At 73.1% G+C, this 24,243-nt stretch carries 26 protein-coding genes; 25 read left to right on the top strand and 1 reads right to left on the bottom strand.

Features of this window, described 5'->3' with window-relative positions; translation table 11 throughout:
* Position 1 precedes the first annotated feature (1 nt).
* The 19 genes from IT347_00395 to IT347_00485 all read left to right on the top strand — a co-directional run bounded on the left by IT347_00395 (position 2) and on the right by IT347_00485 (position 17,141).
* On the top strand, positions 2-703 hold the full coding sequence (locus IT347_00395) for a hypothetical protein (protein ID MCC6348036.1): 702 nt from the start codon (positions 2-4) through the stop codon (positions 701-703).
* 32 nt (positions 704-735) lie between these two features.
* Entirely contained in the window at positions 736-2,040 is a 1,305-nt protein-coding gene (gene purD / locus IT347_00400; GenBank protein ID MCC6348037.1) for a phosphoribosylamine--glycine ligase, read from the top strand.
* Entirely contained in the window at positions 2,037-2,516 is a 480-nt protein-coding gene (gene purE, locus IT347_00405) for a 5-(carboxyamino)imidazole ribonucleotide mutase (protein MCC6348038.1), read from the top strand. The genes purD and purE overlap by 4 nt, the downstream gene beginning before the upstream one ends.
* Before the next feature lie 20 nt (positions 2,517-2,536).
* A complete protein-coding gene (locus IT347_00410) occupies positions 2,537-3,193 on the top strand; it encodes a threonylcarbamoyl-AMP synthase (protein ID MCC6348039.1) in 657 nt (218 codons plus the stop codon).
* A 34-nt stretch (positions 3,194-3,227) separates the two neighbouring features.
* Positions 3,228-3,719 (top strand): low molecular weight phosphotyrosine protein phosphatase, encoded by a 492-nt coding sequence (locus tag IT347_00415; GenBank protein ID MCC6348040.1) that lies wholly within the window; start codon positions 3,228-3,230, stop codon positions 3,717-3,719.
* 33 nt (positions 3,720-3,752) lie between these two features.
* Positions 3,753-4,697, top strand: coding sequence for a branched-chain amino acid transaminase (locus IT347_00420; protein ID MCC6348041.1), 945 nt, complete (start codon positions 3,753-3,755; stop codon positions 4,695-4,697).
* 19 nt (positions 4,698-4,716) lie between these two features.
* Positions 4,717-5,175, top strand: coding sequence for a ribose 5-phosphate isomerase B (rpiB, locus tag IT347_00425; protein ID MCC6348042.1), 459 nt, complete (start codon positions 4,717-4,719; stop codon positions 5,173-5,175).
* A gap of 13 nt (positions 5,176-5,188) precedes the next feature.
* On the top strand, positions 5,189-6,469 hold the full coding sequence (locus tag IT347_00430; GenBank protein MCC6348043.1) for a serine hydroxymethyltransferase: 1,281 nt from the start codon (positions 5,189-5,191) through the stop codon (positions 6,467-6,469).
* A 159-nt stretch (positions 6,470-6,628) separates the two neighbouring features.
* A complete protein-coding gene (locus IT347_00435) occupies positions 6,629-7,036 on the top strand; it encodes a hypothetical protein (GenBank protein MCC6348044.1) in 408 nt (135 codons plus the stop codon).
* 137 nt (positions 7,037-7,173) lie between these two features.
* The gene (locus IT347_00440) at positions 7,174-8,157 is read left to right on the top strand and encodes a MoxR family ATPase (GenBank protein MCC6348045.1); all 984 of its coding nucleotides are present in this window, start codon (positions 7,174-7,176) and stop codon (positions 8,155-8,157) included.
* Positions 8,157-9,038 (top strand): DUF58 domain-containing protein, encoded by an 882-nt coding sequence (locus IT347_00445; protein ID MCC6348046.1) that lies wholly within the window; start codon positions 8,157-8,159, stop codon positions 9,036-9,038. Before IT347_00440 ends, IT347_00445 begins: the two co-directional genes overlap by 1 nt.
* Positions 9,035-10,114, top strand: coding sequence for a DUF4129 domain-containing protein (locus IT347_00450; GenBank protein ID MCC6348047.1), 1,080 nt, complete (start codon positions 9,035-9,037; stop codon positions 10,112-10,114). The genes IT347_00445 and IT347_00450 overlap by 4 nt, the downstream gene beginning before the upstream one ends.
* Complete coding sequence (locus IT347_00455; protein ID MCC6348048.1) at positions 10,111-11,097, top strand: VWA domain-containing protein; 987 nt, start codon at positions 10,111-10,113, stop codon at positions 11,095-11,097. Before IT347_00450 ends, IT347_00455 begins: the two co-directional genes overlap by 4 nt.
* Positions 11,098-11,107: 10 nt before the next feature.
* On the top strand, positions 11,108-12,829 hold the full coding sequence (locus tag IT347_00460; protein MCC6348049.1) for a VWA domain-containing protein: 1,722 nt from the start codon (positions 11,108-11,110) through the stop codon (positions 12,827-12,829).
* Entirely contained in the window at positions 12,826-15,123 is a 2,298-nt protein-coding gene (locus IT347_00465; GenBank protein ID MCC6348050.1) for a BatD family protein, read from the top strand. Before IT347_00460 ends, IT347_00465 begins: the two co-directional genes overlap by 4 nt.
* The gene (locus IT347_00470; protein MCC6348051.1) at positions 15,120-15,677 is read left to right on the top strand and encodes a phosphatase PAP2 family protein; all 558 of its coding nucleotides are present in this window, start codon (positions 15,120-15,122) and stop codon (positions 15,675-15,677) included. The genes IT347_00465 and IT347_00470 overlap by 4 nt, the downstream gene beginning before the upstream one ends.
* 150 nt (positions 15,678-15,827) lie before the next feature.
* Positions 15,828-16,295, top strand: coding sequence for a PTS sugar transporter subunit IIA (locus IT347_00475; protein MCC6348052.1), 468 nt, complete (start codon positions 15,828-15,830; stop codon positions 16,293-16,295).
* The gene (locus tag IT347_00480; protein ID MCC6348053.1) at positions 16,292-16,633 is read left to right on the top strand and encodes a hypothetical protein; all 342 of its coding nucleotides are present in this window, start codon (positions 16,292-16,294) and stop codon (positions 16,631-16,633) included. Before IT347_00475 ends, IT347_00480 begins: the two co-directional genes overlap by 4 nt.
* Positions 16,634-16,724: 91 nt before the next feature.
* Complete coding sequence (locus tag IT347_00485; protein MCC6348054.1) at positions 16,725-17,141, top strand: hypothetical protein; 417 nt, start codon at positions 16,725-16,727, stop codon at positions 17,139-17,141.
* A 58-nt stretch (positions 17,142-17,199) separates the two neighbouring features.
* On the opposite strand, the gene IT347_00490 is transcribed toward IT347_00485, so the two are convergent.
* On the bottom strand, positions 17,200-17,571 hold the full coding sequence (locus tag IT347_00490; GenBank protein ID MCC6348055.1) for a hypothetical protein: 372 nt from the start codon (positions 17,569-17,571) through the stop codon (positions 17,200-17,202).
* Here IT347_00490 and IT347_00495 point away from each other — a divergent pair.
* The 6 genes from IT347_00495 (at position 17,557) to IT347_00520 (ending at position 23,963) form a co-directional block, all read left to right on the top strand.
* Positions 17,557-18,984 carry an HD domain-containing protein gene (locus IT347_00495; GenBank protein MCC6348056.1) on the top strand — a complete coding sequence of 476 codons (1,428 nt, stop codon included), beginning with the start codon at positions 17,557-17,559 and terminating at the stop codon, positions 18,982-18,984. The genes IT347_00490 and IT347_00495 overlap by 15 nt on opposite strands.
* A 75-nt stretch (positions 18,985-19,059) precedes the next feature.
* Positions 19,060-20,052 (top strand): polyprenyl synthetase family protein, encoded by a 993-nt coding sequence (locus IT347_00500; GenBank protein ID MCC6348057.1) that lies wholly within the window; start codon positions 19,060-19,062, stop codon positions 20,050-20,052.
* Positions 20,053-20,087: 35 nt separating this feature from the next.
* Positions 20,088-20,465, top strand: coding sequence for a ribosome silencing factor (gene rsfS / locus IT347_00505; protein MCC6348058.1), 378 nt, complete (start codon positions 20,088-20,090; stop codon positions 20,463-20,465).
* Positions 20,455-22,191, top strand: a complete 1,737-nt coding sequence (locus IT347_00510) for an arginine--tRNA ligase (GenBank protein MCC6348059.1) — start codon at positions 20,455-20,457, stop codon at positions 22,189-22,191. Before rsfS ends, IT347_00510 begins: the two co-directional genes overlap by 11 nt.
* A complete protein-coding gene (locus tag IT347_00515) occupies positions 22,188-23,117 on the top strand; it encodes a sugar kinase (GenBank protein MCC6348060.1) in 930 nt (309 codons plus the stop codon). Before IT347_00510 ends, IT347_00515 begins: the two co-directional genes overlap by 4 nt.
* A gap of 69 nt (positions 23,118-23,186) precedes the next feature.
* Positions 23,187-23,963, top strand: a complete 777-nt coding sequence (locus IT347_00520; protein ID MCC6348061.1) for a hypothetical protein — start codon at positions 23,187-23,189, stop codon at positions 23,961-23,963.
* The last annotated feature ends 280 nt before the right edge of the window (positions 23,964-24,243 follow it).

Raw genomic sequence — 24,243 nt, forward strand, 5'->3', positions numbered from 1 at the left:
GATGTCGTTTCGCGAGCGCGTGCGAAAGGCCCTCGCTTCGCCGCTCGGGGGACCGCTGGCGCGGCTCTTCGCCATTCCCGCCGTGACCGCGATCGTCGCCGACGCGCAGGGCTCCGGACTCGACCGGGTGGCGCTGTCCGAACTGTCGGCCGCGATGGCGGGCGTGGGAGTTCCGCCGGGCCGAACGTTCGTGCTCCTGTCCGGTGAACCGTCCGCGGACGCGCGCGAACGTGCGCGCGCGCTGCGGGCGGAGCTCGGGTTGCCGGTGATGGCCCAGGATCCTTCGCACGCCGCGTTCGTGCCCGGCAGCCTCGCGGACGGCTCTCCGCTGGAGCTCGACGACGAGCTTCGTGAAGCGGAGGCGATCGTGGTGGTCGGGCGCATCGGCGCCGATTCCGCGGGCCGGCTGCGCGGCGGTCCCGCCGCGCTGCTTCCGGGGGTCGCATCGCGCGCGACGCGCGAGGCGCAGGCCGTGCGGCTCGCGGCCCGGGCGGACGCGGCCTCGCGCGCGAGCGCGGCGTGGCGTGAAGCGCTGGATGCGGCGAGCCTCGCACCGGTGGACTTCGCGCTCCTGTGGAACGACGCCGACCCGCCGGAAGTCCTGGCGGGCGAGGGCCCGGCGGTGTTCGCCGCCTGCGCGGACCGGTCCTGGCACCTGCCGTCGCCTGGCCGGCCGCGGGCTCGCGGGGCGGGCGGCGCTTGAACTGCGCTCGCGCGGCTTCGTAGAGTCGGCGCGTGGAACCTTCGCGCATCCTCGTCGTCGGCTCCGGTGGCCGCGAGCACGCGCTCGCCTGGCGACTGGCGCAGGACGCTCACCGCCCCGAAGTCCTGATCGCGCCGGGCAACGACGGCGCGGGCCGCGCCTTCGAGCGGCTCGAGGTGCGCGAGACCGACGCCGCCGGGATCGTCGCGGCCTGTCGCGAGCGCGCGATCGGACTCGTCGTCGTGGGACCGGAGTCGGCGCTCGCATCCGGGGTCGGCGATGCGCTCGAGGAGGCCGGTGTGCCGGTCTTCGGAGCCTCGCGCGCGGCCGCCCGGCTGGAGTCCAGCAAGTGGTTCGCGAAGGAGGTGCTGCGGGAGGCGGGAGTGCCCACCGCCGGCGCCGAATGCTGCGGCGACCTCGCGGCGGCGCGTGCGGCGCTGCACCGCTTCGGCGGCCCGCACGTGGTCAAGGCCGACGGCCTGGCGGCCGGCAAAGGGGTGCTCGTGACGCCCGACCCTGCGGCCGCCGAGCGTTTCGCGCGCGAGTGCCTCGAGGGCGGCGCGTTCGGTGCGAGCGGCAGCAGCGTCGTGATCGAAGAGTATCTCGCGGGCGAGGAAGCCTCGGTCATCGCCGTCTGTGACGGCCGGCGCTTCGTGCTCCTGCCGGCGGCGCGCGACCACAAACGCGCGCACGACGGCGACCGGGGCCCGAACACGGGCGGCATGGGCGCCTACGCACCCATGCCCGCGGTCACCGCGGCGCTCGAATCCGCGATCGGCGAGCGCATTGTCGCGCCGGTGCTGCGCGCCATGGCGGCACGCGGCACGCCGTATCGCGGCGCCCTCTACTGTGGATTGATGCTGACTCCCGGGGGACCGAAGGTGATCGAGTTCAACGCCCGCTTCGGCGACCCCGAGACGCAGGCGGTCGTGCCGCTCCTCGCCGGCTCGTTCACGGGGCTGCTCGCCGGCGCGGCGCGCGGAACGCTCGATCCGGGCGCGATCTCACGGGCGGGTGGTGGCGCGGTGACCCTCGCGCTCGTGGACGAAGGCTACCCGGAAGCGGCTCGCGGAGGAGGCAGGATCGGCGGTCTCGATGCGCTCGCGGACCGGGAAGTGACGGTGTTCCACGCGGGCACGAGGTGGGAGGATGGCGGCTGGGTCGTGCGCGGCGGTCGCGCCGCCTACCTGACCGCGGCGCGGGGGACGATCGCGGAGGCGCGGGCCGCGGTCTACGCGGCATGTGCGACGCTGACAGGTTCGGGCTGGCGCTGTCGCTCCGACATCGCCGCAACGATCGCGGAGCCGGTGAGCCCCGCGGAGGGAAGGACAGCATGAAACGGACGAAGGCGCGGGTCGGGATCGTCATGGGCAGCGAATCGGACCGGCCCGTGATGGAGGAGGCGGCCAGGGTGTGCGCGGACTTCGGCGTCCACTGCGAGGTCGTGGTCCGCTCCGCGCACCGCACGCCGGAGGCGGCGGCGAAGTGGGCGCGCACCGCGAAAGGGCGGGGTCTCGAGGTGATCATCGCCGGAGCCGGCGGCGCCGCTCATCTGGCGGGGGCGATGGCGGCGCACAGCCGCCTGCCCGTCCTCGGGGTTCCGCTCGCCAGCTCGCCTCTCGGCGGCTTCGACGCGCTGCTCTCGACCGTGCAGATGCCGCCGGGCGTGCCGGTCGGCACCCTCGGGGTCGGATCGTGGGGCGCGCGCAACGCCGCGCACCTGGCGCTGCGAATCCTGGCGCTCGGCGACGCCGCCCTGGCGCGTCGGCTCGAGGACGTCGCGGCGGCCATGGCCGGCGGACGGCGGCGCTGACCGCGCGGACGGGGAGACGCATGGAGATCCTGAAGATCGACGCCGCTGCACCGCAGCCCGAGGCGCTCGAAGCCGCGGCCGAGGCCGTGCTGCGCGGCGGGGTCATCGCTTTTCCGACGGACACGCTGTACGGCCTGTCGTGCTCGCTGCTCGACGCGTCCGCGGTCGAGATGCTCGCCCGGCTCAAGCGCCGGGATCCGTCGCACGCGGTGATCTCGCTGATTCCCTCGCCGGACATGGCGTGGGCGCTCGCCTACGAGGTTCCGCCCGCGGCGGAGCGCCTGATCCGCGCGTTCTGGCCCGGACCGCTGTCCATCATCCTGCCCGCTTCCGGGTTCGTGCCGGAACGCGTGCGCGGAAGCGGCGCGACCGTCGCGCTCCGCTGTCCGAACGACCGACTCTCGCTGGCGCTGCTCGCGCGGATCGGAGGGCCGATCGTCTCGAGCAGCGCGAACCTCTCCGGCCGTCCGCCGGCGACGACGGCGGAGGAGGTCGTGAGCTACTTCGGGAACCAGCTCGACCTCGTGCTCGACGGCGGGCCGCGCCTCGGAGGCCTGCCCTCGACGCTCGTGGACTGCAGCGGCGCGCGACCGAAGCTTCTTCGCCGCGGAGCCGTGGACATTTCCTCCGTGTTGACGGATTTCGAAGATCTTTCGTCCCCGCCGGGCGACGGTTGACGGCCTCGAAATCGCGCGCCTATGCTGGCCTCGAATGTCCGGCGAACCGCAGTTGCGTGTGCTGTTCATCTGCACGGGAAACACGTGCCGCAGCCCGATGGCCGCGGCGGCGCTGACGGACGAACTCGGCTCCGACGCCGCTCGGGTCGTGGTCGAGTCGGCGGGGATCTCGGCCCAGGACGGGCAGCCCGCGAGCACCGACACGCGCGAACTGCTGCATGCGCAGGGCCTCGACGTCTCCGCGCACCGGGCGCGGCGCGTGAACGCGAGCCTGCTGCGGGACGCGGACTTCGTCATCGTGATGGACCCGCTGCATCGCCAGGCGCTGGAAGCGCAGGGCGTGCCGCGGGAGCGGGTGCAGATCCTCAGCGAGTTCCCGGCTCCGGGAGAGCCCGGACTGCCGGTGTCGGACCCCTACGGGGCATCGAAGGAAGCTTACGAGGAGTGCTGGCGAAGGATCCGCCTGCACGTCCGGCGCCTGGCGCCGGTGGTCAGGGAAGCCCTCGACGCGCGCAACCCTTCCTGAGTCGGGCCCGCGGGCCCTAGCGAGGTGCGAACCATGGCGATGAAGAAGAGCGAGAAGATCTGGATGAACGGTCAGTTCGTCGCGTGGGACGACGCGAAGGTGCACGTGATGTCCCACGTGATGCACTACGGATCGAGCGTCTTCGAGGGTATCCGCGCCTACGACTCGAAGAGCGGTCCGGCCATTTTCCGGCTCGGCGAGCACATCGAGCGGCTCATGGCGTCCAGCAAGATCTACCGCATGCAGGTGCCCTTCTCGGCCGAACAGATCGAACGCGCCTGCCTGGAGGCGGTGGCGGTGAACGGCCTGCGCGACTGCTACATCCGGCCGCTCGTCTATCGCGGCTACTCGCACGTCGGCGTGGACCCGAGGGGCACGCCGATCGACCTCATGATCGCGGTCTTCCCGTGGGGCAAGTACCTGGGCGAGGACGCGCTCACCAAGGGCGCGGCGGTCAAGATCGGCACCTGGGCGCGCATGGCGCCGAACACGCTTCCGGCGCTGGCGAAGGCCGGCGGCAACTACATGAACTCGCAGTTGCTCAAGCTGGAGGCCGTCGAGGACGGCTACGACGAGGCGATCGCGCTGGACGTTCAGGGGTTCGTGAGCGAGGGCTCGGGCGAGAACCTGTTCGCCGTCCACCGCAGGGAGATCCTGACGCCGCCGGTCAGCTCCAGCATCCTTTCGGGCATCACGCGCGACAGCGTCATGCGCCTGGCGCAGGACATGGGCTACACGGTTCGCGAGGCGGTGCTGCCGCGCGAGCTGCTGTACATCGTGGACGAGCTGTTCTTCACCGGGACCGCGGTCGAGATCACCCCGATCGGATCGGTGGATCGCATCCCGGTGGGAACCGGAGAACGCGGGCCGGTGACGAAGGCGCTGCAGGACGCGTTCTTCGGCATCGTCAAGGGCGAGCTGCCGGACCGCTACGGCTGGCTCTCGCCGGTGCCACAGGCGTCCGCGAAACGCGCGTGAGCGGCGCGGAGCGTCGGCGGTGAAGGTCGCGATCGGCAGCGATCACGCGGGCTATGCACTCAAGCAGGCCGTGGGCGCGGAACTGCGCCGCCTCGGCCACGAGGTCGTGGACGTCGGCACGAACTCGGGCTCGGAGTCGGTGGACTACCCGGATTACACCATCCCGGTCGCCGAGAAGGTGGCCGCCGGCGAAGCCGAGCGGGGCGTGGTGGTGTGCGCCACGGGCATCGGCGCGAGCATCGCGGCGAACAAGGTGGAGGGTGTCCGGGCCTCGGTCGTGACCAGCGACGAGACGGCCCGGCTCACCCGCCAGGACAACGACTCGAACGTCCTCGCGCTGGGTGGGCGGACGGCCCCGGATACCGCCGCGGCGCTCGAATGGCTGCGCACCTGGCTCGACACTCCGTTCGCGGGCGGCCGCCACCAGCGGCGCGTGGACAAGATCCGGGACTACGAACGCCAGCATCCCCGAACCTGACGGAGACCCGCCCGTGTCCGACCCGAGAGCGCAGGACCCTCAACTGTTCGACGCCATCGCGCGCGAGCGCCAGCGCCAGTCGCAGTACCTCGAGCTGATCGCCTCCGAGAACTTCGTCAGCGACGCGGTGCTCGAGGCGACCGGGTCGGTGCTGACCAACAAGTACGCCGAGGGCCTTCCGGGCAAGCGCTACTACGGAGGTTGCGAGTGGGTGGACGTGGCCGAGAACCTCGCCCGCGACCGGGTCCGCCAGCTGTTCGGCGCCGACCACGCGAACGTCCAGCCCCACTCGGGCGCTTCGGCGAACCTCGCCGCCTACCTGGCGGTGGCCGAGCCGGGAGGGACGCTGCTCGGCATGAGCCTGGCGCACGGCGGCCACCTCACGCACGGGCATCCCGTGTCGGTCTCCGGCCAGTTGTGGAAGCCCGTGCAGTACGGGGTGAGGCCGGAGGACGGGCGCATTGACTACGACGAGGTCGCGCGCCTCGCGCGCGAGCACCGGCCGGCGATCCTCGTCGCCGGGGCCAGCGCCTACCCGCGGCAGCTGGACTTCGCGCGCTTCGGCGCCATCGCCGACGAGGTCGGGGCGACGCTGGTCGTGGACATGGCGCACATCGCGGGGCTGGTGGCGGCCGGACTTCACCCGAGCCCCGTGCCGCACGCGGGGCTGGTGACGAGCACGACGCACAAGACCCTGCGCGGCCCGCGCGGCGGGATCGTGCTCGCGAAGCAGGCCTTCGCGGCGAAACTGGACAAGGCCGTCTTCCCGGGGCTGCAGGGTGGTCCGCTCATGCACGTCATCGCCGCCAAGGCGGTGTGCTTCGGCGAAGCGCAGAGCGAAGGATTCCGCGACTACCAGCGCCGCATCGTGGAAAACGCCCGGGTGCTGGGAGAAACGCTGCGGGACGCCGGCTTCGACCTGGTCTCGGGAGGCACCGACAACCACCTGCTCCTCGTGGACCTGCGCCGTCGCGACCTGACCGGCAAGACCGCCGAGGAAGCCCTCCACCGCGCGCGGATGACCGTGAACAAGAACGCCGTGCCGAACGACCCGCACAAGCCGTGGGTGACGAGCGGCATCCGGGTCGGGACGCCCGCCCTGACCACGCGTGGCATGGGTCCCGACGAGATGCGCGCGATCGGTGGCTGGATGGCGCGGGTGCTCAAGAAACCGGACGACGAGGCGCTGGCGCGCGAGGTCGAGCGCCAGGTTCTCGAGCTGACGGCGGGCTACCCGCTGTTCAGCTGGCAGCCGGTCCCGCGCTCCGGCGCGGCGGCGGGCCGTGCAGGCTGAGCGCGGACGGACGCCGATTTGCAATGCCGGGGCCGGCCGCGGGCCGCGGGCCGGCGCCCGAATCGGCACCTGCGAGGGGCCGGGAACTGGCACCGTTTCTGCTGCTCTCCGCTCCGTCCGCGGACCCGTCCGCATCGCCCGTCACCCGGAAATCGCCTCGTGCTCGACACCCTGATGATCCGCGTGGCCGCGCTCGCCGCGCCGGTGCTGGTTCCGGGCCGGACGCTGCACCACGCGGCGCTCGGCGCCGCCGCCGCCGGCCGGTTCGCCGAGGCGGAACGAGTGTTCGAGTCCGCGGCCTCCGCGTATCGCGCCTCACTGGATGTCGAGGGACTCGCACGGCTGCGCGTGCACCAGCGCATGGCGTGCGCCCGGGCGTGCGGCGATCCGGTGCGCGAGGCGGAGATGATGCTCGACATCGTGCGCGGCGTGAACCGCCTGGAGCGGCTCGAGTCGTTCCACGCGCCGCATCCGCTGCTGAACGCGCGCGCGATGTTGTCCGAGTGGCTGGGTGAGGCGGGCACGGCGTTCGACGCCGAGGAGCAGGAAGCCCGCCGGAGCGCCTGAGCCGGGCGCGGCGCTGGACCGCGCCGGTCGCTTCGCTATACTGCGCGCCTTCACACCCCCCGAGGGACGGGATCGCGAAAGGTCGCCCGCGACCGCCGCTGCCGGCGGCCCGCGGCATTGCTTCCAGGAAGGAACGCATGACCGTCGACATGCAAACCGCCCGGCGCATCGAACGCGCCGGTGAAGTTCTCGGCCGTGTGCGCGAGGAAGTGGGACGCGCCGTCGTGGGTCAGCACGCGATGGTGGACCGGCTGCTCATCGGGCTGCTGACCGGCGGACACGTGCTTCTCGAAGGCGTCCCGGGACTCGCCAAGACGCTGGCCGCGAACAGCCTCGCGCAGGCGCTGTCGCTCAAGTTCCGCCGCATCCAGTTCACACCCGACCTGCTGCCCGCCGACCTGACGGGGACGCTCGTCTACAACCCGCGCGACGGATCCTTCACGGCCAAGCGGGGGCCCGTGTTCGCGAACCTGGTGCTGGCCGACGAGATCAATCGCGCGCCCGCCAAGGTGCAGTCCGCGCTGCTCGAGGCGATGCAGGAGAAGCAGGTCACCCTCGGCGACGAATCCGTGCCTCTCGACGAGCCGTTCCTGGTGCTCGCGACCCAGAATCCGATCGAGCAGGAGGGCACCTACCCTCTGCCCGAGGCGCAGAGCGACCGCTTCATGCTCAAGGTCAAGGTGGGTTACCCCGAGCGCGCCGAGGAGAAGGAGATCCTGCGACGCGCGGGGCTCGCCGCGATGCCGACGCTGGAACCGAAGGCGACCCGCGAGCAGCTGCTCGAGGCCCGCGAGGCGCTCGCCAGCGTCTACGTGGACGACAAGATCCAGGAGTACGTGCTCGATCTGGTGGGCGCCACCCGCCGGCCCCGCGACTTCGGCCTGTCCCTCGAAGCGCTCGTTTCCGTCGGCGCCTCGCCGCGAGCCACGCTTTTCCTGGTGCGCGGCGGGCAGGCGCACGCCCTCGTCCGCGGCCGGCCCTACGTGCTGCCCGAGGACATCAAGGCGATCGGCCTCGACGTGCTGCGCCACCGGATCATGGTCTCCTACGAGGCCGAGGCCGAGGGCGTGGACGGCGAAGAGGTCGCGCGGCGGATCCTGGAGCAGGTGCGCGTGCCCTGATGGACACCGCGGAACTCCTGCGCAAGGTTCGCCGCCTCGAGATCCGCAGCCGCAGGCTCGTCGAGGACCTTTTCTCCGGCGGGCGCGAGAGCGTGTTCAAGGGACGCGGCGTCGAGTTCGAGGAAGTGCGGCCGTACGTGCCCGGCGACGAGGTCCGCGACATCGACTGGAACGTCACCGCGCGCGCCGGTCATCCGTACGTGAAGCGCTTCGTCGAGGAACGCGAGCTGACCGTGCTGCTGGTCGTGGACGTCTCGCGCTCGATGCGCTTCGGCACCGCCGCGCAGGAGAAGCGCGAGCTGGCCGCCGAGCTGGTGGCCGTGCTGGGTTTCGCGGCGATGCGCAACAACGACCGGGTCGGCCTGCTGCTCGCGGCGGGAAAGGTGGAGCACTTCGTGCGGCCCTCGCGCGGGCGGACGCACCTGCTGCGGCTGCTCCGCGACGTGCTCGACCACGAGTCGGAGAGCGAGGGCACGCGCCTCGGCGACGCGGCCCGGTTCGTGAGCCGGACGATCCGCCATCGCGGCCTGGTGTTCTGGATCTCGGACTTCGAGGACCGGCTCGAAGTGCGCGACTGGCGCGTGCTCGCCTCCCGGCACGAGGTGACGGCGTTCGCGCTGCGCGACCCGCGCGACGAGCAGCTCCCGGGCGTCGGCTGGACGCTGTTCGAGGATCTGGAGTCCGGCGAGCGGCGGCTGGTGAACACGCGATCGAAGGAGGTCCAGCGCCGCTACGCCTCGCAGGCGCGTGACCGCCGCCGTCACACGGACCAGACGCTCGCGCGTGCCCGTTGCCCGCTGGTGGAGCTGCGGACCGACCGCCCGTATCTGCCGGTGCTGATGCGTTACTTCGCGCGCCGCGGCCGGCGGGGGGTCGCATGAGAATCGCCCGAGCGTTCGTGGCCGTCGCGCTCGCAACCGGCGCGCTGCTCGCCGCCCGGCCGGCGGAGGCGAGCCTGATTCCGCCCGGCGGCGCGGCCCGGCGCGCGAACGACCGCGTGCAGCCGGTGGCGAAGGGACTCGCGGGACTCGACCGCGTCGGGGGCCGGGCGCGCCCGCCGTATCCGATGCGCGTGAGCGTTTCTCCCTCGCCGGCCCGGCTCGGGCAACGGCTCTTCTACCGGGCCAGCATCCTCGTCGAGCCGGGCACGCGCGTGCGCATGGATCGGCCGCAGCAGGGCGGCGACCTGTCGTGGGGCGCGCCGCGGACCGGACGGACGAGGGTCACTTCGGCCCGTCTCGGACAGGGCCAGTATCTCGTGGCGGGGGACAGCGTGTGGCTGGAAGCGCCGCTGCAGGTGTTCGCCACCGGCACGGTCGCCGTGCCGGGGCTCGCGGTCGAAGTCCGCTGGGACGGCCGAGAGCGGCCGGCCGTGACCCGCATGCCGACCGCGCACCTGGTCGTGCTGCCGACGCTCACGGCGGCGGATTCCAACGCCCGCCTGCGGTCGCTGCACGGGCCGCTGCGCGCGCCCTGGTGGGAGCGGGTGCCCTGGCGATGGGTGGCGGCGGTCGCGCTGCTGGTGATCGTGGCCGTGATCGTCCTCGTCCGGCTGCTGCGTCCGAAGCGGATCGTGGCGCCGCCACCGGTGGCGGTGCGCCCGCCGCCGGTGCGCGACCCCGGCACCGAGGCTCTCGCCGAGCTGGCGAGGCTGCGGGCGCTGCGCCTGCCCGAGGCGGGACGCTTCGCCGATCATGCGTTCGAGTTGAGCCGCATCCTGCACCGCTATCTCGAGGCGGTCGTGGGAACCCCGAGGCCGGGCGACACCAGCGGCGAGCTGGTCGAGAGGCTTCGCCAGTCGCGACTGCCCGGCGAGGACGTGAACCGGCTCGAGGGACTGCTCGGACTCTGGGACCGGGTCAAGTTCGCGCGCGCGCCACTGGGCGTGGACGAAGCCGTCCGCTGCGAGTCTGCCGTCGAGTCGCTCGTGCGCCGGGAACAGCGGGGCGCGGCATGATCCGCTTCGAGTATCCGTGGCTGCTCCTGCTGCTGCTGCTCGTGCCGGCGCTCCTGCTGTGGCGCTCGCGACGCCCCGACACACGCCCGGCGGCGGTGTTGTGGGGCACGGTGGGCGGCCTGCCGCGCGGCGGCGCCGGCGCGTGGCTGCTGCAGTTCGCCCGGGTGCTGCCGTGGCTGGTGCTGTCGCTCGGAATCGTCGCGGCGGCCCGCCCGCAGGCCGGCGTCCAGCAGAGCGAGGTGGACACCCGCGGGGTGGACATCGTGCTCGCCATCGACATCTCGCGAAGCATGAACGCCTCGGACATGGGCGGCGGCAAGAGACTCGACGTGGCGCGCGCGACGGCGCGCGACTTCGCGCGCGGCCGCTCGCACGACCGCATCGGGGTCGTGGGATTCGCCGGCACGGCGTTCACGCTCTGCCCGCTGACGCTCGACCACGAGACGCTGATCTCCCTCATCGACGGCCTCAACTTCGGGCTCGCCGAGGACGGCACGGCGATCGGCATGGGCTTGGCGACCGCGGTGCAGCGGCTGCGCGAGAGCCGGACGCCGAGCAAGGTCGTCGTGCTGCTCACCGACGGCGAAAACAACCGCGGCGCCATCGATCCGCTCACCGCCGCCGACCTCGCGAAGGCGCTCGGGATCAAGGTCTACGCCATTCTCGTCGGACGGCCGAGCGTCGAGCCGGTGACCGTGGACGACCCGGTGCTGGGCCGCGTGCAGCAACTGATGAACGTCGGTGTGGACGAGCGGCCGCTCGTCGAGATCGCCCGCCGGACCGGAGGGCGCTTCTTCCGTGCCGGCGATGCGAGCACGCTGGCCGTCGTCTATTCCGAAATCGACCGGCTCGAGCGGGCCCCGATCCGCGCGCTCGTCTATCGCGAGTACCGCGACCTCGGCCCGCAGGTCCTGGGCGTCGCGGCGCTGCTGCTCGCGGCCTGGTCGCTCTCGCTGTCCACCTGGGCGTTCCGGGCGCCGTGAGGAAGCGGGCATGAGCTTCGAACATCCGGCCTGGCTGTGGGGCCTCGCCGCCCTGCCGCTGCTCGCGCTGCTCGAGTGGCGCGCGCTCGAACGCGCGCGGCGCGCGGCGCGCTCGCTCGTCGGGTCGCGGCCCGACCACGCGCTGCTCGCGCAGTCGCTGCCCGGCGTGCGGATCGCGGGTCTGGCGCTGCGGCTCGCGGCGCTGGCGATGCTCGTCGCCGGCGCGGCCGGCCCGCAGTGGGGCCGCGAGACCGTGCGCCGGCAGTCGCAGGGATCCGACCTGGTGTTCGTGCTGGACGTGTCGGCGAGCATGGACGCGAGGGATGTCGCGCCGTCACGGCTCGACGAGGCGCGGCGCGAGGCGCTCGGGCTGCTCGAACGGGTGCCGGGCAGTCGCGTCGGCGTCGTGGCGTTCGCCGGCGACGCGGTTCGCCTGTGCCCGCTGACGCTCGACCATGCGGCGGTGCGCCTGGTGCTCGCGTCGCTCTCCAGCTCCTCGGTGAGCACTCCGGGCACGGATCTCGGCCGCGCGCTCAAGGCGATGCTCAAGCTGCTGCCGCAGGGCCGGCGCGAGGAGCAGGCGGCGGTCGTGTGGACCGACGGCGAGGACCTGGAAGGCGGCGCGAGGGAGGCGATCGAGGACGTCCGGCGCGCGGGCGTGCGCGTCTTCGCGGTCGGCGTCGGCACCCCGGCGGGCGACGTCGTTCCCGTCTTCGACGGCTCGGATCAGGCGGTGGACGTAAAGCGGGACGAGAACGGCCAGGTCGTGCGCAGCCGGCTCGACGAACGCCTGCTGCGCGATCTCGGGCGCTCGACCCGCGGGGGCTACTTCGCGGCCTCGCGCTCCGGCGGGGAACTTTCGCGCCTCGCCGCGTCCATGGGCTCGCTCGCGCGTTCCAGCCATGGTGCGCGGCTGGTCGAGCGTCCGGTGGCGCGCTTTCCGCTGCTGGCGCTGCTCGCCGTCGCCGCGCTCGCCTGGGAACTCGCGCGGCCGCGCCGCCGGGAGGCGCGGCCGCGCAACCAGGCGCTGGCACGCGCCGCGGCGCTGCTGCTGGTCGCGGGCGCGATGGCGTCGCCCGCGCACGCCCAGAGCCCGTGGGCGAGGGGCGACCGGGCCTTCCAGCGCGGCCTGTGGGCGAAGGCCGAGTCGCTGTACGCGAAGCGCGCGCTGCGTTCCGCGCCGGCGCGCCTGCAGGTGAACCTGGCGACGGCGCGGGCGTTGAACGGCAAGCGCGAGGCGGCCGAGAAGGCGCTGGACCGCCTGACCGCCGAACGAGGGCGGGCCGGACAGGTGGCCGGCTACAACCTCGGCACCCTGTACGGAGAGCAGAAGGACTACGACCGCGCGCTCGGCGAGCTGCGCCGCGCGCTCGAGCGCGATCCCGGCGACGCCGACGCGCGCTGGAACTACGAGCTGCTGCGACGGGAACGGGACGCGGCGCGCGAGCCCTCGTCACCCCGGCAACCGGACGCGCCGCCCACGCCGGACCAGAAGGGGAAGCCCAATCCCGGCGGGCCGAACCCCGAGCAGCAGGGGGCCCGGCCCAGCCCGAACGCCCCGCCGCAGGCGCAGGGGGCGCCACCGCCTCCGGCGCCGGGCGGCGGCGCGCCCGGGATGACGAAGCAGCAGGCGGAGCAACTGCTCGGGTCGCTCCAGGAGCTCGAGCGGCTCGAGCGCCAGCGTGCGCAGCGCGTGCGCGCGACGCGCGAGAAGAAGGGCAGGGACTGGTGAGCGGCCGCGGTCTCGCGCTCGCCGGGTTCGCCGCGCTGGCGTTCGTCACGGGCGCGCCTGCCCGCACCGCGCACGCGGCGGCGCAGGTCGAGGCCCGGCTCGAGGCGGCCTCGATCCCCGCCGGCTCCGCGGTCGGGTTGATCGTCACGGTGACGAACCCGAGCGGCGGCACCGGCGATCCCTCCTTCAATCTGCCCCCCGGCGTCTCGCTACTCGGGAGCGACCGTTCGCAGAGCTTTTCGTGGGTCAACGGCCGCTCGACGACGGTCGTGACGTTCCGCTACCAGCTCGGCGCCGACACGCCCGGCGCCTATCACATCGGCCCGATCCGCGTCCGCGTCGGGAGCACCGATTTCCTGAGCGCGTCGCTGCCCCTGCGCGTCACCTCCGCGCCGTCGCCGTCGCCCTCCGGCTCCTCGGGCGGCGGCGGCGCCCCGGCCTGGCTGGTGGTGGACGTCCGGCCGCAGCGCCCCTACGTGGGACAACTCGTGCAGCTGTCCATGAAGCTCGTGCAGGTGAGCGGAATCGCGGACAGCCGCGGGTTCAGCCCGCCCGCAACGCCCGGTTTCTGGTCCGAGAGCTGGGGCGATCCCACGGACTACAGCGCACGTGCGGGCGGGCGGGCGGCCGAGGTCACCGAGCGCCGTGCGAGGCTCTACCCGCTTGCGCCCGGAACCGCCACCATCGGCCCGGCGGCGCTGATCGTCGTCGCCTCCTCGGTGGCCGTGGATCCGATCTTCGGCGGCACCGTGCCGGTGGGCCGTCCGGTCGAAATTCGCAGCGAGTCGCTGCGCGTGGCGGTGCGGCCGTTGCCGGCGGGATCCCCGGCCGGCTTCGAGAACGCCGTCGGCGATTTCGAGGTGAGCTGGGGCCTCGACCGCGGACACACGGCCCAGGATCAGGCGGTGACGCTTCGGCTCGACGTGCGCGGCACCGGCAACCTGCCGCTGCTCCACACGCCGGAGCTCTCGCTGCCGGACTTCGAGGTGTTCGCGAGCACCGTGGACGACAGCTTCGCGCCTTCGGGCGAGATCGAGCCCGGGCGGCGGCGCTTCCAGTGGACGCTGCTGCCCCGGCGAAGCGGCACGCTCGAACTCGAGCCTCCCGCCTTCGCGTGGTTCGACCCCGGTCCGGCCACGTACCGCCAGGCGAGCCTGCGGCCGATCCTGCTCGAGGTGCTCTCGGCCGCTCCCGGCGCTGCCACGTCGGCGGACGACGACTTCCCGCGCGAGTTCGCGCGCGAGCCCGCCTCGCCCGGCTCTCGCGCCGCGCTGCCGTGGGCGTTCGCGCTCGCCGGGGCGCTGCTCGGCGTCGCGATCGGGTTCGCGCGCGCGGCGGGCGGCGCCGACCGGCTTTCCGGTGAGCGCGCGCGACAGCGCGAGTTCCTGCGCGCGGTGGGGCTCGCGCACGGACCGGATTTCTGGCGAGCCGCGGACGAGGCCGCCGCGTGGGCCGAGTCGCGGGGGGAGCGCGTCGCCGTGCTGCGCCACGACATTTCCGTCGCCCGCTACGGCGGCACCGGCGCCGGCGAGGATGACGTGCGCCGGCGGCTGGTCGAGCGGGTCTCGGTCTGCGTTCCGCCCGAGCCCCAGCGCACGCCGCGCGTCCTGCTGGCTCTGTCGCTGGCGACCGTCGCGCTGGCGCTCGCCGGCTACGGCGCGCCGCGCCCGGGTTCGGGTCCGCTCGCCGCCCGCGCGCGAGTCGCCGACGCGCAGGCGCGCGAGCACCAGCTCGGCACCGCGGCGGCGGAGTGGCGCAGGCTGTGGGAGGAGGGCGGCCCGAGCGCGCCGCTGGCCGCACGTCTCGCCTGGGCGGCCCTGTCGCGGCAGAGCACCGGCGAGGCGGCCGCCTGGGTGCTGCGGGGACGCGCCGCCGGGGCGCGCAGCGGCGCTCTCGCATGGGCGACCGAGCGTGTCCGGGAAGCGGGCGGTCTGGTGGGCGCCGACGCGGGGTCGTGGCCGGTTCGCCCGCTCGAGTGGGGCGCCCTCGCCCTGGCGCTGGCGCTCGCCGCCACGCTGCTCTGGCCGCGTCGCTGGTCCGCCGCGGCCCTGCTGGCGCTCGCGCTGGCCGCCGCCTTCGCCCCGGTGCTTCAGTCGGCCGCGCTTCGGCGGACTCCGCTGGCGGTGGTCGAGTCGCAAACGCCGCTGTCCGGCGCCGGCATGGATCTCGATCCCGGCCAGGTCGTGCGGATCGTGCGGCGGGAGGGAACGAACGTGCGTGTGCGCGCCGGTCGCGGCGTCGAGGGCACCCTCCCGGCCGGCGCGATCCACGCGGTCTGGGGAAGCGCGCCGTGATCGCTCGGCTGCTGGCGGCGTTGCTGCTCGTGACCTGGCCGCTGCAGTCGCTCGACGACGCGGTCGCGCGGACGGTGCAAGGCTCGCGCGCGCCCGCCCTCGAGCCGGTCGCGAGGGCGATCTCCGATCGCAGCCGTCCTGCTCTCGCGCTCGCCGCGGTCACGGGTCTGCTGGTCGGCGGAGCGGCACGGGTGGCGACGGTCGAAGGGCTCGTCGTGCTCCTGCCGGTCAATCTCGCGGTCGAAGGGCTCAAGCGGGCCACGTTCAGGGCCCGGCCGGACGGCGAGCACCGGCGCAGCAACGCCGCCTTTCCCTCGAGTCACGCGGCGAACGCGTTCGCGGTGGCGACCGTGCTGGCTCGTCGCTGGAAGCGGGCGACTCTGCCCGCGTTCGCGCTGGCCTCGCTGGTCGGCTGGTCCCGTCTATACCTCAACCGTCACTGGCTGAGCGACGTCGCGGTCGGGGCAGCGCTGGGTGTCGGGCTCGCGATGCTGGTCCTCGCCTTGTGGCAACGCGGGAGCACGGGCCGTCCGCGAACGGCCGAAACCGCATAGCTTTGAGGTCGAGGGCAAAGGGACCGCATCAACCTGCCGCCGGGGTTTTCAGGAGTCATCAATTTCTGCTCCGGCCCGCCGCTCAGGGGAGTTTCCTGCGCCGGGCGGCCGCGAACGGTGCTAGCCTGACTTCCGTCGCGGGAGGAACCCTTGGCGATCGCAGAAATGCCCCTGGTCTCCGGCAACCCGCTCGACCTGCTCGAACTGCGGCACCGCCGCCGCGATTCCGTGCTCACACAACTCGCCTTCGCAGCGCACCGGCACGGCGTCATTCGGGACGTCGAAGCGCTTGCCGCGCTGCTCGCCCGCCGCGAGCGGCTGGGGACGACCGCACTCGGGAAGGGAGTCGCGCTCACGCACGCGCGCTCCATTCTCGTCAGCCGGTCGCTGTGGATCGTCGGTCGCGCGCCCCGGGGTGTGGACTGGGGCGCCGCCGATGGCGAGGCCGTGAAACTCGTCGTGCTCCGGCTCGAGGGTCTGGAGCAGAGCGCGACCGCGCACCTGGCCCGGCTCGTCGCCGCCGCGCAGTCGTTGCGGCAGCAGCGCACGCGGGTCCGGCTGGCGACGGCCGATGCCGATGGCGCGCTCACGCTGCTGCAGGCGGGCCCGGTGTCATGAACGACGTGCGGGCGATGCTGGAGCTGAACGACCTCGACCAGCTGCTGCTGCTGGTCGGCGCCGACGGCAGCGCCGGGGCCCTGCGCCGAATCGGCTACTCCACGGCCGGCGTCGGCACGCTCGCGGGCGAACGCGAGCAGCTCGCCGCCGGCATCGATCGCCGCTGGCTGGGGTGGTACGAGCGTTCGCTCGGCCGCTACGGCCGCGGACTGACGCTGGTGCGCGAGCGCGTCTGCCAGGGCTGCTTCGTGACGCTGCCGACGTCGGCGGCGCCGCCACCGGGAGAAGGCCACCTGCACCTGTGCGAGAACTGCGGCCGGCTGCTCTACTGGAGCTGACGCCTCGCCCGCGCGGGAGTTCGCGTGCTAGCGTGATCGCGACGCGCGCCGCCGTGTTCGGATCGGGGCCGCCTTCGTTCGGAGAGCCGGAATGACGACCTCGAGGTGGATTCGCGCCGCCGTGCTCACCTTCTGGACCCTGTCCGCCGGGTGCACGACCCTTCGCGAGCTGCCGCGCGCCGATTACGGAGCGAGCCCCGAACGCAAGGGCGTGCGGATCGAGACGCGCGACGGACTCGTCTACGAGTTCGATCGCGCGACCTACGACGCCGATTCGCTGACGGGCTACCGGCTGCGATCGGAACTCGAAGGTCCGGTGGACGAGCTCGCGGTCGTGCGGATCGCGCTCGACGACGTGACCCGCATGCGCACGCGCCGCGTGGACTGGTACCGCACCGGCCTCGTCGGCGGGGGCGTGCTCGCGGGCGTTCTCGCGGTCGGCCTCGCGAAGGCCGCGAGCAACGGCGGCTCGTCCGGCTCCGGCGGCTGCCCTCGCTGTCCCGACTGAAAGCCGGATGCCGCGCCGCCCGCGGGTGTCCGCCGGGCCCGTGCGCCGCCCGCGCGCCCTAGCGGTCCCGCGCGGCCACGACGCCCAGCGTCGCTCCCGCGGCGTCGGCGGCGAGGTCGACGGCGTCGAATCCCTCCGCGCGGGAATCCCAGGCCTCCTTCGCGAGCCCGAGCGCGAGCACGCCGGCGAACGACGCGGCCGGGCGCCGGGTCGCGAGGGTGGCGCCGGCCGCGAGCACGAACGAGAGCGAGGCGTGCTGCAGGCGATCGGGTCGGACCAGCCCGACTTGCCACGCACGCACGCGCGGCGGAGGGTAGGCGGCGAGTGAATCGCCGGCGGCCGGGTCCGCATGCGCGACGGCGGGCAGCCCGAGCGAAGCGACGAGCGAGAACGTGAACGAGAGGAGCGCGCCGCGGTGAACGCGTGGCACGACAGCCCCGCCGAAAAGGCGCGCCTGCGCGCCGAGGCCGTGCTTCGCGCGCAGGCGTGGCCGCCCGCGGTCGCCTCGGCGCTCGCGCGATTTCGCGAGGCCGGCGGCCGCGCCTGGCTGGTCGGCGGAAGCGTTCGCGACGTCCTGCTCGGGCGAACCGGGGGCGGCGAGACCGATCTCGCGACCGACCTGCTCCCCGAGCGGGTGCGGGCGCTGTTTCCGCGCACCGAACCGATCGGCGAGCGCCACGGCACGGTCCTGATCCTGCACGAAGGGGCGCGCATCGAGTGCACGACGCTGCGGCGCGAAGGCGAGTACGCGGACGCCCGGCACCCGGACCAGGTCTGGTTCACGCGCGACCCGCTCGAGGACCTCGATCGTCGTGACCTGACGGTGAACGCCCTCGCGTTCGATCCGCTCGAGGGCCGGCTGCTCGATCCGCACGACGGCGCCCGCGATCTCGAGCGGAGGATCCTGCGCGCCGTCGGCGATCCGCTCACGCGCTTCCGCGAGGACGCGCTGCGCCCGCTGCGCGTCGCCCGGCTCGCGGCGGTGCTCGGCATGGAGATCGAAGCGCGGACGCGCGCCGCGCTGGGCGCCGTGCGCGAGCGCGCCGGCACGCTGGCGGCGGAACGCGTGCGCGCCGAACTCGAGAAGCTGGTGCTGGCGCCGAAGCCGTCCGTGGGGCTCGAGATCCTCCGCGAAGCGGACCTGCTCTCGCTCTGGCTGCCCGAGTTGCAGGCGTGCCGCGGCGTGCCGCAGAACCGCTTCCACGCCTACGACGTCTACTTTCACTCGATCTACTCCTGCGACGCGGCGCCGGTGGTGCGCCCGGTCGTTCGCTGGGCGGCGCTGCTGCACGACATCGGCAAGCCCGCGACGCGCGTCGAACGCCGCGGGGAGGGCACTTTCTACCACCACGAGGCGGTCGGTGCCGAATTGGCGCGCACCCTGCTCGAGCGGCTTCGCTTTTCGACGCGGTTCACCGGGCGTGTCGTGCACCTGGTGCGTGAGCACATGTTCGACTATCGCAGCGACTGGAGCGATGCGGCGCTGCGGCGCTGGCTGCGGCGCGTCGGGCCGGAGTTCGTCGCCGAGCTGTTCGACCTGCGGATCGCGGATCACCTCGGCAACGGACTCAAGTCGGGGAACCCGGCGTACCTGCCGGAGATGTCCGCGCGCGTGGACCGGCTGCTCGCCGCGGGCGCTGCGCTCACCGTGGCCGACCTGACGGTGGATGGAGACGACGTCATGCGCGCGCTGGGAATCGGCCCGGGACCGGAGGTCGGAAGGACGCTCGCGGCGCTGCTCGAGGAAGTGACCGACGACGCGGCGGGCAACACGCGGGAACGCCTGCTCGCACGCCTCGCGCAACGTCGCGCGAGCGCGCCGCGCGAAGCCCCGAGTGCTTGACACTCGTTCGAAGCGGCCCCTATCCTGCGGCGCATTTTTTTCCCTACCCCACACCCTTCAGGCCCGCGCTCTCCCATGACCGTAGACGCCCAGATTCTCGAGGTGCAGCGGCCCGTCCGGCGCCAGCTGGAGGCCGTCCAACGGCGCCTCCGGGGGCTTTTTCGCACGCCGATTCCGATCCTCAACGAGGTCGGGGGCCACGTTCTGGCGACGCGCGGCAAGAAGTTCCGGCCGACGCTGCTGCTCCTGACGGCGCGCCTGCGCGGTCCGCTGGGGCCCGACGCGATCGTCTGCGCGACCGTGGTCGAGCTGGTGCACGCCGCGGCGCTGATCCACGACGACTCGGTGGACCGCAGCCACCTTCGGCGCGGCATGCCGACGGTCAACGGGCTTTGGACCGATGAGATGGCGATCATCATGGGGGACTACCTGTACGCCCAGTCCATGTCGTTGCTGGTCGAACACCGGCTGAACGACGCGATGGGCGTTCTCGCGGGCGTGGTCACCGAGATGTCCTGCGGCGAGGCGCTCGAGTTCCAGCACGCCTTCGATCTCGACGTTTCCGAGGCGGACTACGAGGAGCTGATCCGCGCCAAGACCGGTTCGCTCATCGGCGCGGCCACCGAGCTGGGCGCGGCGCTGAACGGCGGCAGCCGGAACGCGAAGCGCCGCGGGCGGCTGAAGCGCTTCGGCGAGGCGGTCGGTGTGGCCTTCCAGATCGTGGACGACCTCTTCGACTACCTGAGCGATTCCGAGGTCACCGGCAAGCCGGTCGGCTACGACCTCGCCGAGGGCAAGGTCACCCTGCCGCTCATCGCCGCGCTGCGGCAGGCCACGCCGGCGGACCGGCGCAAGCTGCGGACGCTGGCGGCGCGCAAGCGCTGGACGCCGGGACAATGGGCCGAGCTTTGCGCGCTCATCGAACGCGCCGGCGGATTCGCCTACTCGCGTGCCCGCGCGGCGGCGCTGGCGAACGAGGCGCGCGGGCTGCTCGCGCCGGAACCTCGTTCGGCGGCGAGTCGCGCGCTCGACGTCGCGATCGACTACGCCGTGAAGCGCGTCCACTGAGCGCCGCCGCGAGCTCGGAGAACGGATCCCCGCCCATGACCCCGCGTCCACAAACCTCGCATTCGGTTTCCGGCGTGCAGCTGCTGCGCGCGGCCGCCGGAGCGGCCGTCTCCAAGAAGGCCAGCGACCTGGTCGGGCTCGACCTCTCGGGGCTGGACGGCGTCGCGGACTACTTCCTGATCTGCTCGGCCGCGAGCGAGCCGCAGGTCCGGGCGGTCGCCGAGGCGGTCGAGGAGCGCCTGCGGGCGATCGGCGCGCGGCCGTGGCACGTCGAGGGCCGGGAGGGCCGGCGCTGGGTGCTGCTCGACTACGTGGATCTCGTGGTGCACGTCTTCCACGAGCGCACGCGCGAGTACTACCTTCTGGAGCGATTGTGGGGCGACGCCCGGAGCGTGGACCTTGGTGTGGACTGAACTGAAGGAAGCGCTGGCCCGTGCCCTCGCGTCCGCCGGCCTCGCGACGCCGGAACGCATCGCGCGGATCGAGCTGGCGGTTCCGCGCGATCCGGCGCACGGAGATTGGACGACCAATCTCTGCCTGCTGATCGCGAAGGAGGCCGGGCGGCCTCCGCGCGCGCTGGCCGAGACTCTCGTCGCGCACATGCAGCACGGCGACGGGATGTTCGCCGCCGCCGAGGTCGCCGGTCCGGGCTTTCTCAACTTTCGCTACTCCGACTCGTTTCTCGCCTCGCTGCCCGCACGCATTCTCGGAGAAGGCGGGAGCTTCGGCCGCTCGGCCGCCGGAGCGGGCGAGCGCGTGCTGGTCGAATACGTGAGCGCCAATCCGACCGGACCGATGAACGTCGTGAGCGCCCGCGCCGCCGCGGTCGGAGCGACGCTGGTCGAGTTGCTGCGCGCCGCCGGCTGGGACCCGGCCGGCGAGTTCTACGTCAACGACGCGGGCAACCAGGTGGACCTGCTCGGCGAGTCGGTCGCGGCCCGGTTCGCCGAGCGGATCGGAGTGAGCCGCGAGCTGCCCGCCGAGGGTTACCAGGGTTCCTACCTTCGCGACCTGGCGGCAACGCTGCCCGAGTCGGAGGCGCGCGCGCAGCTCGCGGCGCCGGGGGGCGCGCGCTGGTTTCGCGATCAGGCGCTCGCGCGCATGCTCGCCTGGCAGCAGCGCGACCTCGCCGACTACGGCGTGACGTTCGACCGCTGGTTTCGCGAGAGCGAGCTGCACGACTCGGGCGAGGTGGAGGGCGCGCTGCGGAAGCTGACGGCGCGCGGCGTGACCTATCGCGCCGTCAAGCCCGAGGGCGTCAGCGAGGCGGCGCGCGCGCGGGTGGAGGGCGAGGCCGGCGCGTCCGCCGGCGCGGCGGAGGCGACCTGGCTGCGCACGCACCCGCACGGCGACGACATGGACCGGGTGGTGGTGCGCGCGGACGGCCGGCCGACCTACCTGCTGCCGGACATCGCCTATCACCTCGACAAGCGCGCGCGCGGCTTCCGCCGCGCGATCAACCTGTGGGGCCCCGACCACCACGCGTACGTCGCCACGCTCTCGGCGGCGCTCAAGGCGGCCGGGCTCGAGGACGATTTCCTGCGCGTGTTGATCGTCCAGCAGGTGAACCTGCTGCGCGACGGACAGGAAGTGAAGATGAGCAAGCGCCGTGGCGAGTTCGTGACGCTGCGGGACCTGATGGACGAGGTCGGAGCGGATTGCGCGCGCTTCTTCTTCCTCATGCGTTCGACGAGCGCCCACCTCGATTTCGACCTCGACCTCGCGGCGAAGCGCAACGACGAGAACCCGGCGTTCTACGTGCAGTACGCGCACGCGCGCATCGCTTCGGTGCTGCGGGTCGCGGCCGAGCGCGGGCTCGCGCCGTCCGAGGGGCCGGCGACGCCGCTCACGGCTCCCGAGGAGGTGGCGCTGGTGCGCAAGCTCGCGACGTTTCCCGAGATCGTGCGCGGCGCCGCCGTGGCGCTCGAGCCGCACCGGATCCCGACCTTCCTGGTCGAAACCGCGGCCGAGTTCCATCGCTACTATCACGCCTGCCGGGTGGTCGGCGAGGACGCGGCCCTCGCGCGCCATCGGCTGCGCGTCTGCGCCGCGGCCCGGCAGGTGCTGCGCAACGGCCTGGCGCTGATGGGCGTTTCCGCGCCCGAGCGGCTGGAGCACGCGGCCGGGGCCGCGTCGTGACCGCGGCCAACCGCATCCTGGTCGTCGGCTCGGTGGCGCTCGACAGCATCCGCACGCCCTATGGCGAAGCGGTCGAGGCGCTCGGCGGCTCGGCGTCGTACTTCTCCTTCTCGGCGAGCCATTTCGCGCCGGTCGCCGTGTGCGCCGTCGTCGGCGAGGACTTCCCCGCGCCGCACCGGACGGAACTCGAGCGGCGCGGAGTGGACCTGACGGGCCTGCAAACGGCCGCGGGCCGCACCTTCCGCTGGCGCGGCGAGTACATGGCGGAACTGGGTCACGCGCACACGCTCGAGACCCAGCTCAACGTCTTCGCCGACTTCCACCCGAAGCTCGACGAGGCACAGCGTCGCGCGCCGTACGTGTTCCTCGCGAACATCGACCCCGAGCTCCAGCTCGAGGTGCTCTCGCAGGTGAAGCGCCCGCTGCTGACCCTGTCCGACACGATGAACTACTGGATCGCCCGCAAGCCCGACCGCGTCTTCGAGGTGCTGCGCCGCGTGGACGTCGCGCTGCTGAACGAGGAGGAGGCCCGTGCGCTCGCCGGTGAGACCCACCTCGCGAAGGCGGCCGACCGGCTGCTCGAGCAGGGTGCGAACGCGGTGATCATCAAGAAGGGCGAGCACGGGGCCCTCTACCACTCGCGCGAGGAGCGCTTCATCACCCCGGCGTTTCCCGTGCTGGCCCTGACCGATCCGACCGGCGCCGGCGATTCGTTCGCGGGCGGGTTCCTGGGCATGCTGGCGCGCTGCGGCCGGCTGGACGGCGAGGCGCTGCGCCAGGCCATGGCCTGCGGCACGGCCATGGCCTCGCTGGCGATCGAATCGTTCAGTCCCTCGCGGCTGATCGAGACCGACCTGGACGAGATCGAGTCGCGGGTGCGCGCGCTGCACGACATGGTCCATTACGACCTGTTCCCGCTGCGCTGACCGCCGCCGAAATCACATCCTTCGATCTTGCTTGCCCGCGGTTCGTCCGCGCATGCTAATGTCCTCCGCATGCAGATCCACCCGGGGGACCGGAGTCGCCTTATGACAGGCTCCAACCGCACGCTCGCCGCCCGCGCCGAGGCCGCGATCCGCGAGCTACGCGACATCGAAGGCGTGAGCGTCCGCGCCGAGGGCGAGGACATCCTCGAGATCCATGTCCTGACGGGCACTCAACGGCCCCTGAAGCAGATCGTGCGGGATGTGCAGACGGTGCTGCGCACGCGGCTCGACGTCCGCATTGACCACCGCGTCGTTTCCATCGCGCACACGCAGCCGGCGGACGCGCGGCCGACCGAAAGCGCGGTCGCGCCCGCCGAGGCGCGACTGGAGGGCGAGCCGGAACCGGAGCTGCCGCGCACCGACGAGCGCATCCGCTTCGAGGGCGTCAACCTGTTCGTCTCCGGTCCGCGCACGCAGGCGCAGGTGGAACTTCGCTGGCGGGGCCTGCCGCGCATCGGCAGCGCCGCCGGCTGGAGCGCGCGCGACGAGGCCCATCACCTGGTCGCCCGGGCGACCGCGGCGGCGGTCCAGGAGTTCCTCGCCGAGCCGATCGCGCTCGACGTGCAAGGCGTGGAGTTCGAGGCGTTTGGCCGCCATCGGGTGGTGGTGGTCGCGCTCTCGCTGGTGGCCCACCGGCAGGGAAAGTTGCTGACGGGCAGCTGCCGGATAGAGCAGGATACGCCGCAGGCTGTCGCGCTCGCGGCGCTCGATGCGCTCAACCGCATCGTCGGCGGACTGCGGGTGAAGGAGCCAACCGAGTACGTTCTGCGGCCGACGACGGGCTGACGGCCCGGCCGGGCAGGACGGGAGCAGACGTGAACGCCGGGGCGCCGCCCCGGCGGCGATTCGGCGGAGACCGGCAGTCCCAGCGGAGGACCCAGCGAAGCGGAGCAGCATCCGAGCGAAGCGGACCCGATCCGTGCGCATCACCCTCACGGAATCCCCTGAAGAGGAGGTGGGTCTGAATGGATCTGCTCATCGAGATCGTCGAGCTGTTCGGAAAGGCGGGCTGGTAAACGCCTGACGTGAACACCGGAAGTCTCCCTTCGTGACGAGTGTCGGTCTC

Source organism: Candidatus Eisenbacteria bacterium (assembly GCA_020847735.1).
In the GTDB taxonomy this organism is placed as follows: domain Bacteria; phylum Eisenbacteria; class RBG-16-71-46; order RBG-16-71-46; family RBG-16-71-46; genus CAIXRL01.

Bases quoted from the DNA above. Each gene is read 5' to 3' on its own strand.
- IT347_00395 (MCC6348036.1), top strand. From the start codon at position 2: ATGTCGTTTCGCGAGCGCGTGCGAAAGGCCCTCGCTTCGCCGCTCGGG.
- purE (MCC6348038.1), top strand. From the start codon at position 2,037: ATGAAACGGACGAAGGCGCGGGTCGGGATCGTCATGGGCAGCGAATCG.
- IT347_00410 (MCC6348039.1), top strand. From the start codon at position 2,537: ATGGAGATCCTGAAGATCGACGCCGCTGCACCGCAGCCCGAGGCGCTC.
- IT347_00415 (MCC6348040.1), top strand. From the start codon at position 3,228: ATGTCCGGCGAACCGCAGTTGCGTGTGCTGTTCATCTGCACGGGAAAC.
- IT347_00420 (MCC6348041.1), top strand. From the start codon at position 3,753: ATGGCGATGAAGAAGAGCGAGAAGATCTGGATGAACGGTCAGTTCGTC.
- IT347_00440 (MCC6348045.1), top strand. From the start codon at position 7,174: ATGACCGTCGACATGCAAACCGCCCGGCGCATCGAACGCGCCGGTGAA.
- IT347_00445 (MCC6348046.1), top strand. From the start codon at position 8,157: ATGGACACCGCGGAACTCCTGCGCAAGGTTCGCCGCCTCGAGATCCGC.
- IT347_00450 (MCC6348047.1), top strand. From the start codon at position 9,035: ATGAGAATCGCCCGAGCGTTCGTGGCCGTCGCGCTCGCAACCGGCGCG.
- IT347_00455 (MCC6348048.1), top strand. From the start codon at position 10,111: ATGATCCGCTTCGAGTATCCGTGGCTGCTCCTGCTGCTGCTGCTCGTG.
- IT347_00460 (MCC6348049.1), top strand. From the start codon at position 11,108: ATGAGCTTCGAACATCCGGCCTGGCTGTGGGGCCTCGCCGCCCTGCCG.
- IT347_00480 (MCC6348053.1), top strand. From the start codon at position 16,292: ATGAACGACGTGCGGGCGATGCTGGAGCTGAACGACCTCGACCAGCTG.
- IT347_00485 (MCC6348054.1), top strand. From the start codon at position 16,725: ATGACGACCTCGAGGTGGATTCGCGCCGCCGTGCTCACCTTCTGGACC.
- IT347_00500 (MCC6348057.1), top strand. From the start codon at position 19,060: ATGACCGTAGACGCCCAGATTCTCGAGGTGCAGCGGCCCGTCCGGCGC.
- rsfS (MCC6348058.1), top strand. From the start codon at position 20,088: ATGACCCCGCGTCCACAAACCTCGCATTCGGTTTCCGGCGTGCAGCTG.
- IT347_00520 (MCC6348061.1), top strand. From the start codon at position 23,187: ATGCAGATCCACCCGGGGGACCGGAGTCGCCTTATGACAGGCTCCAAC.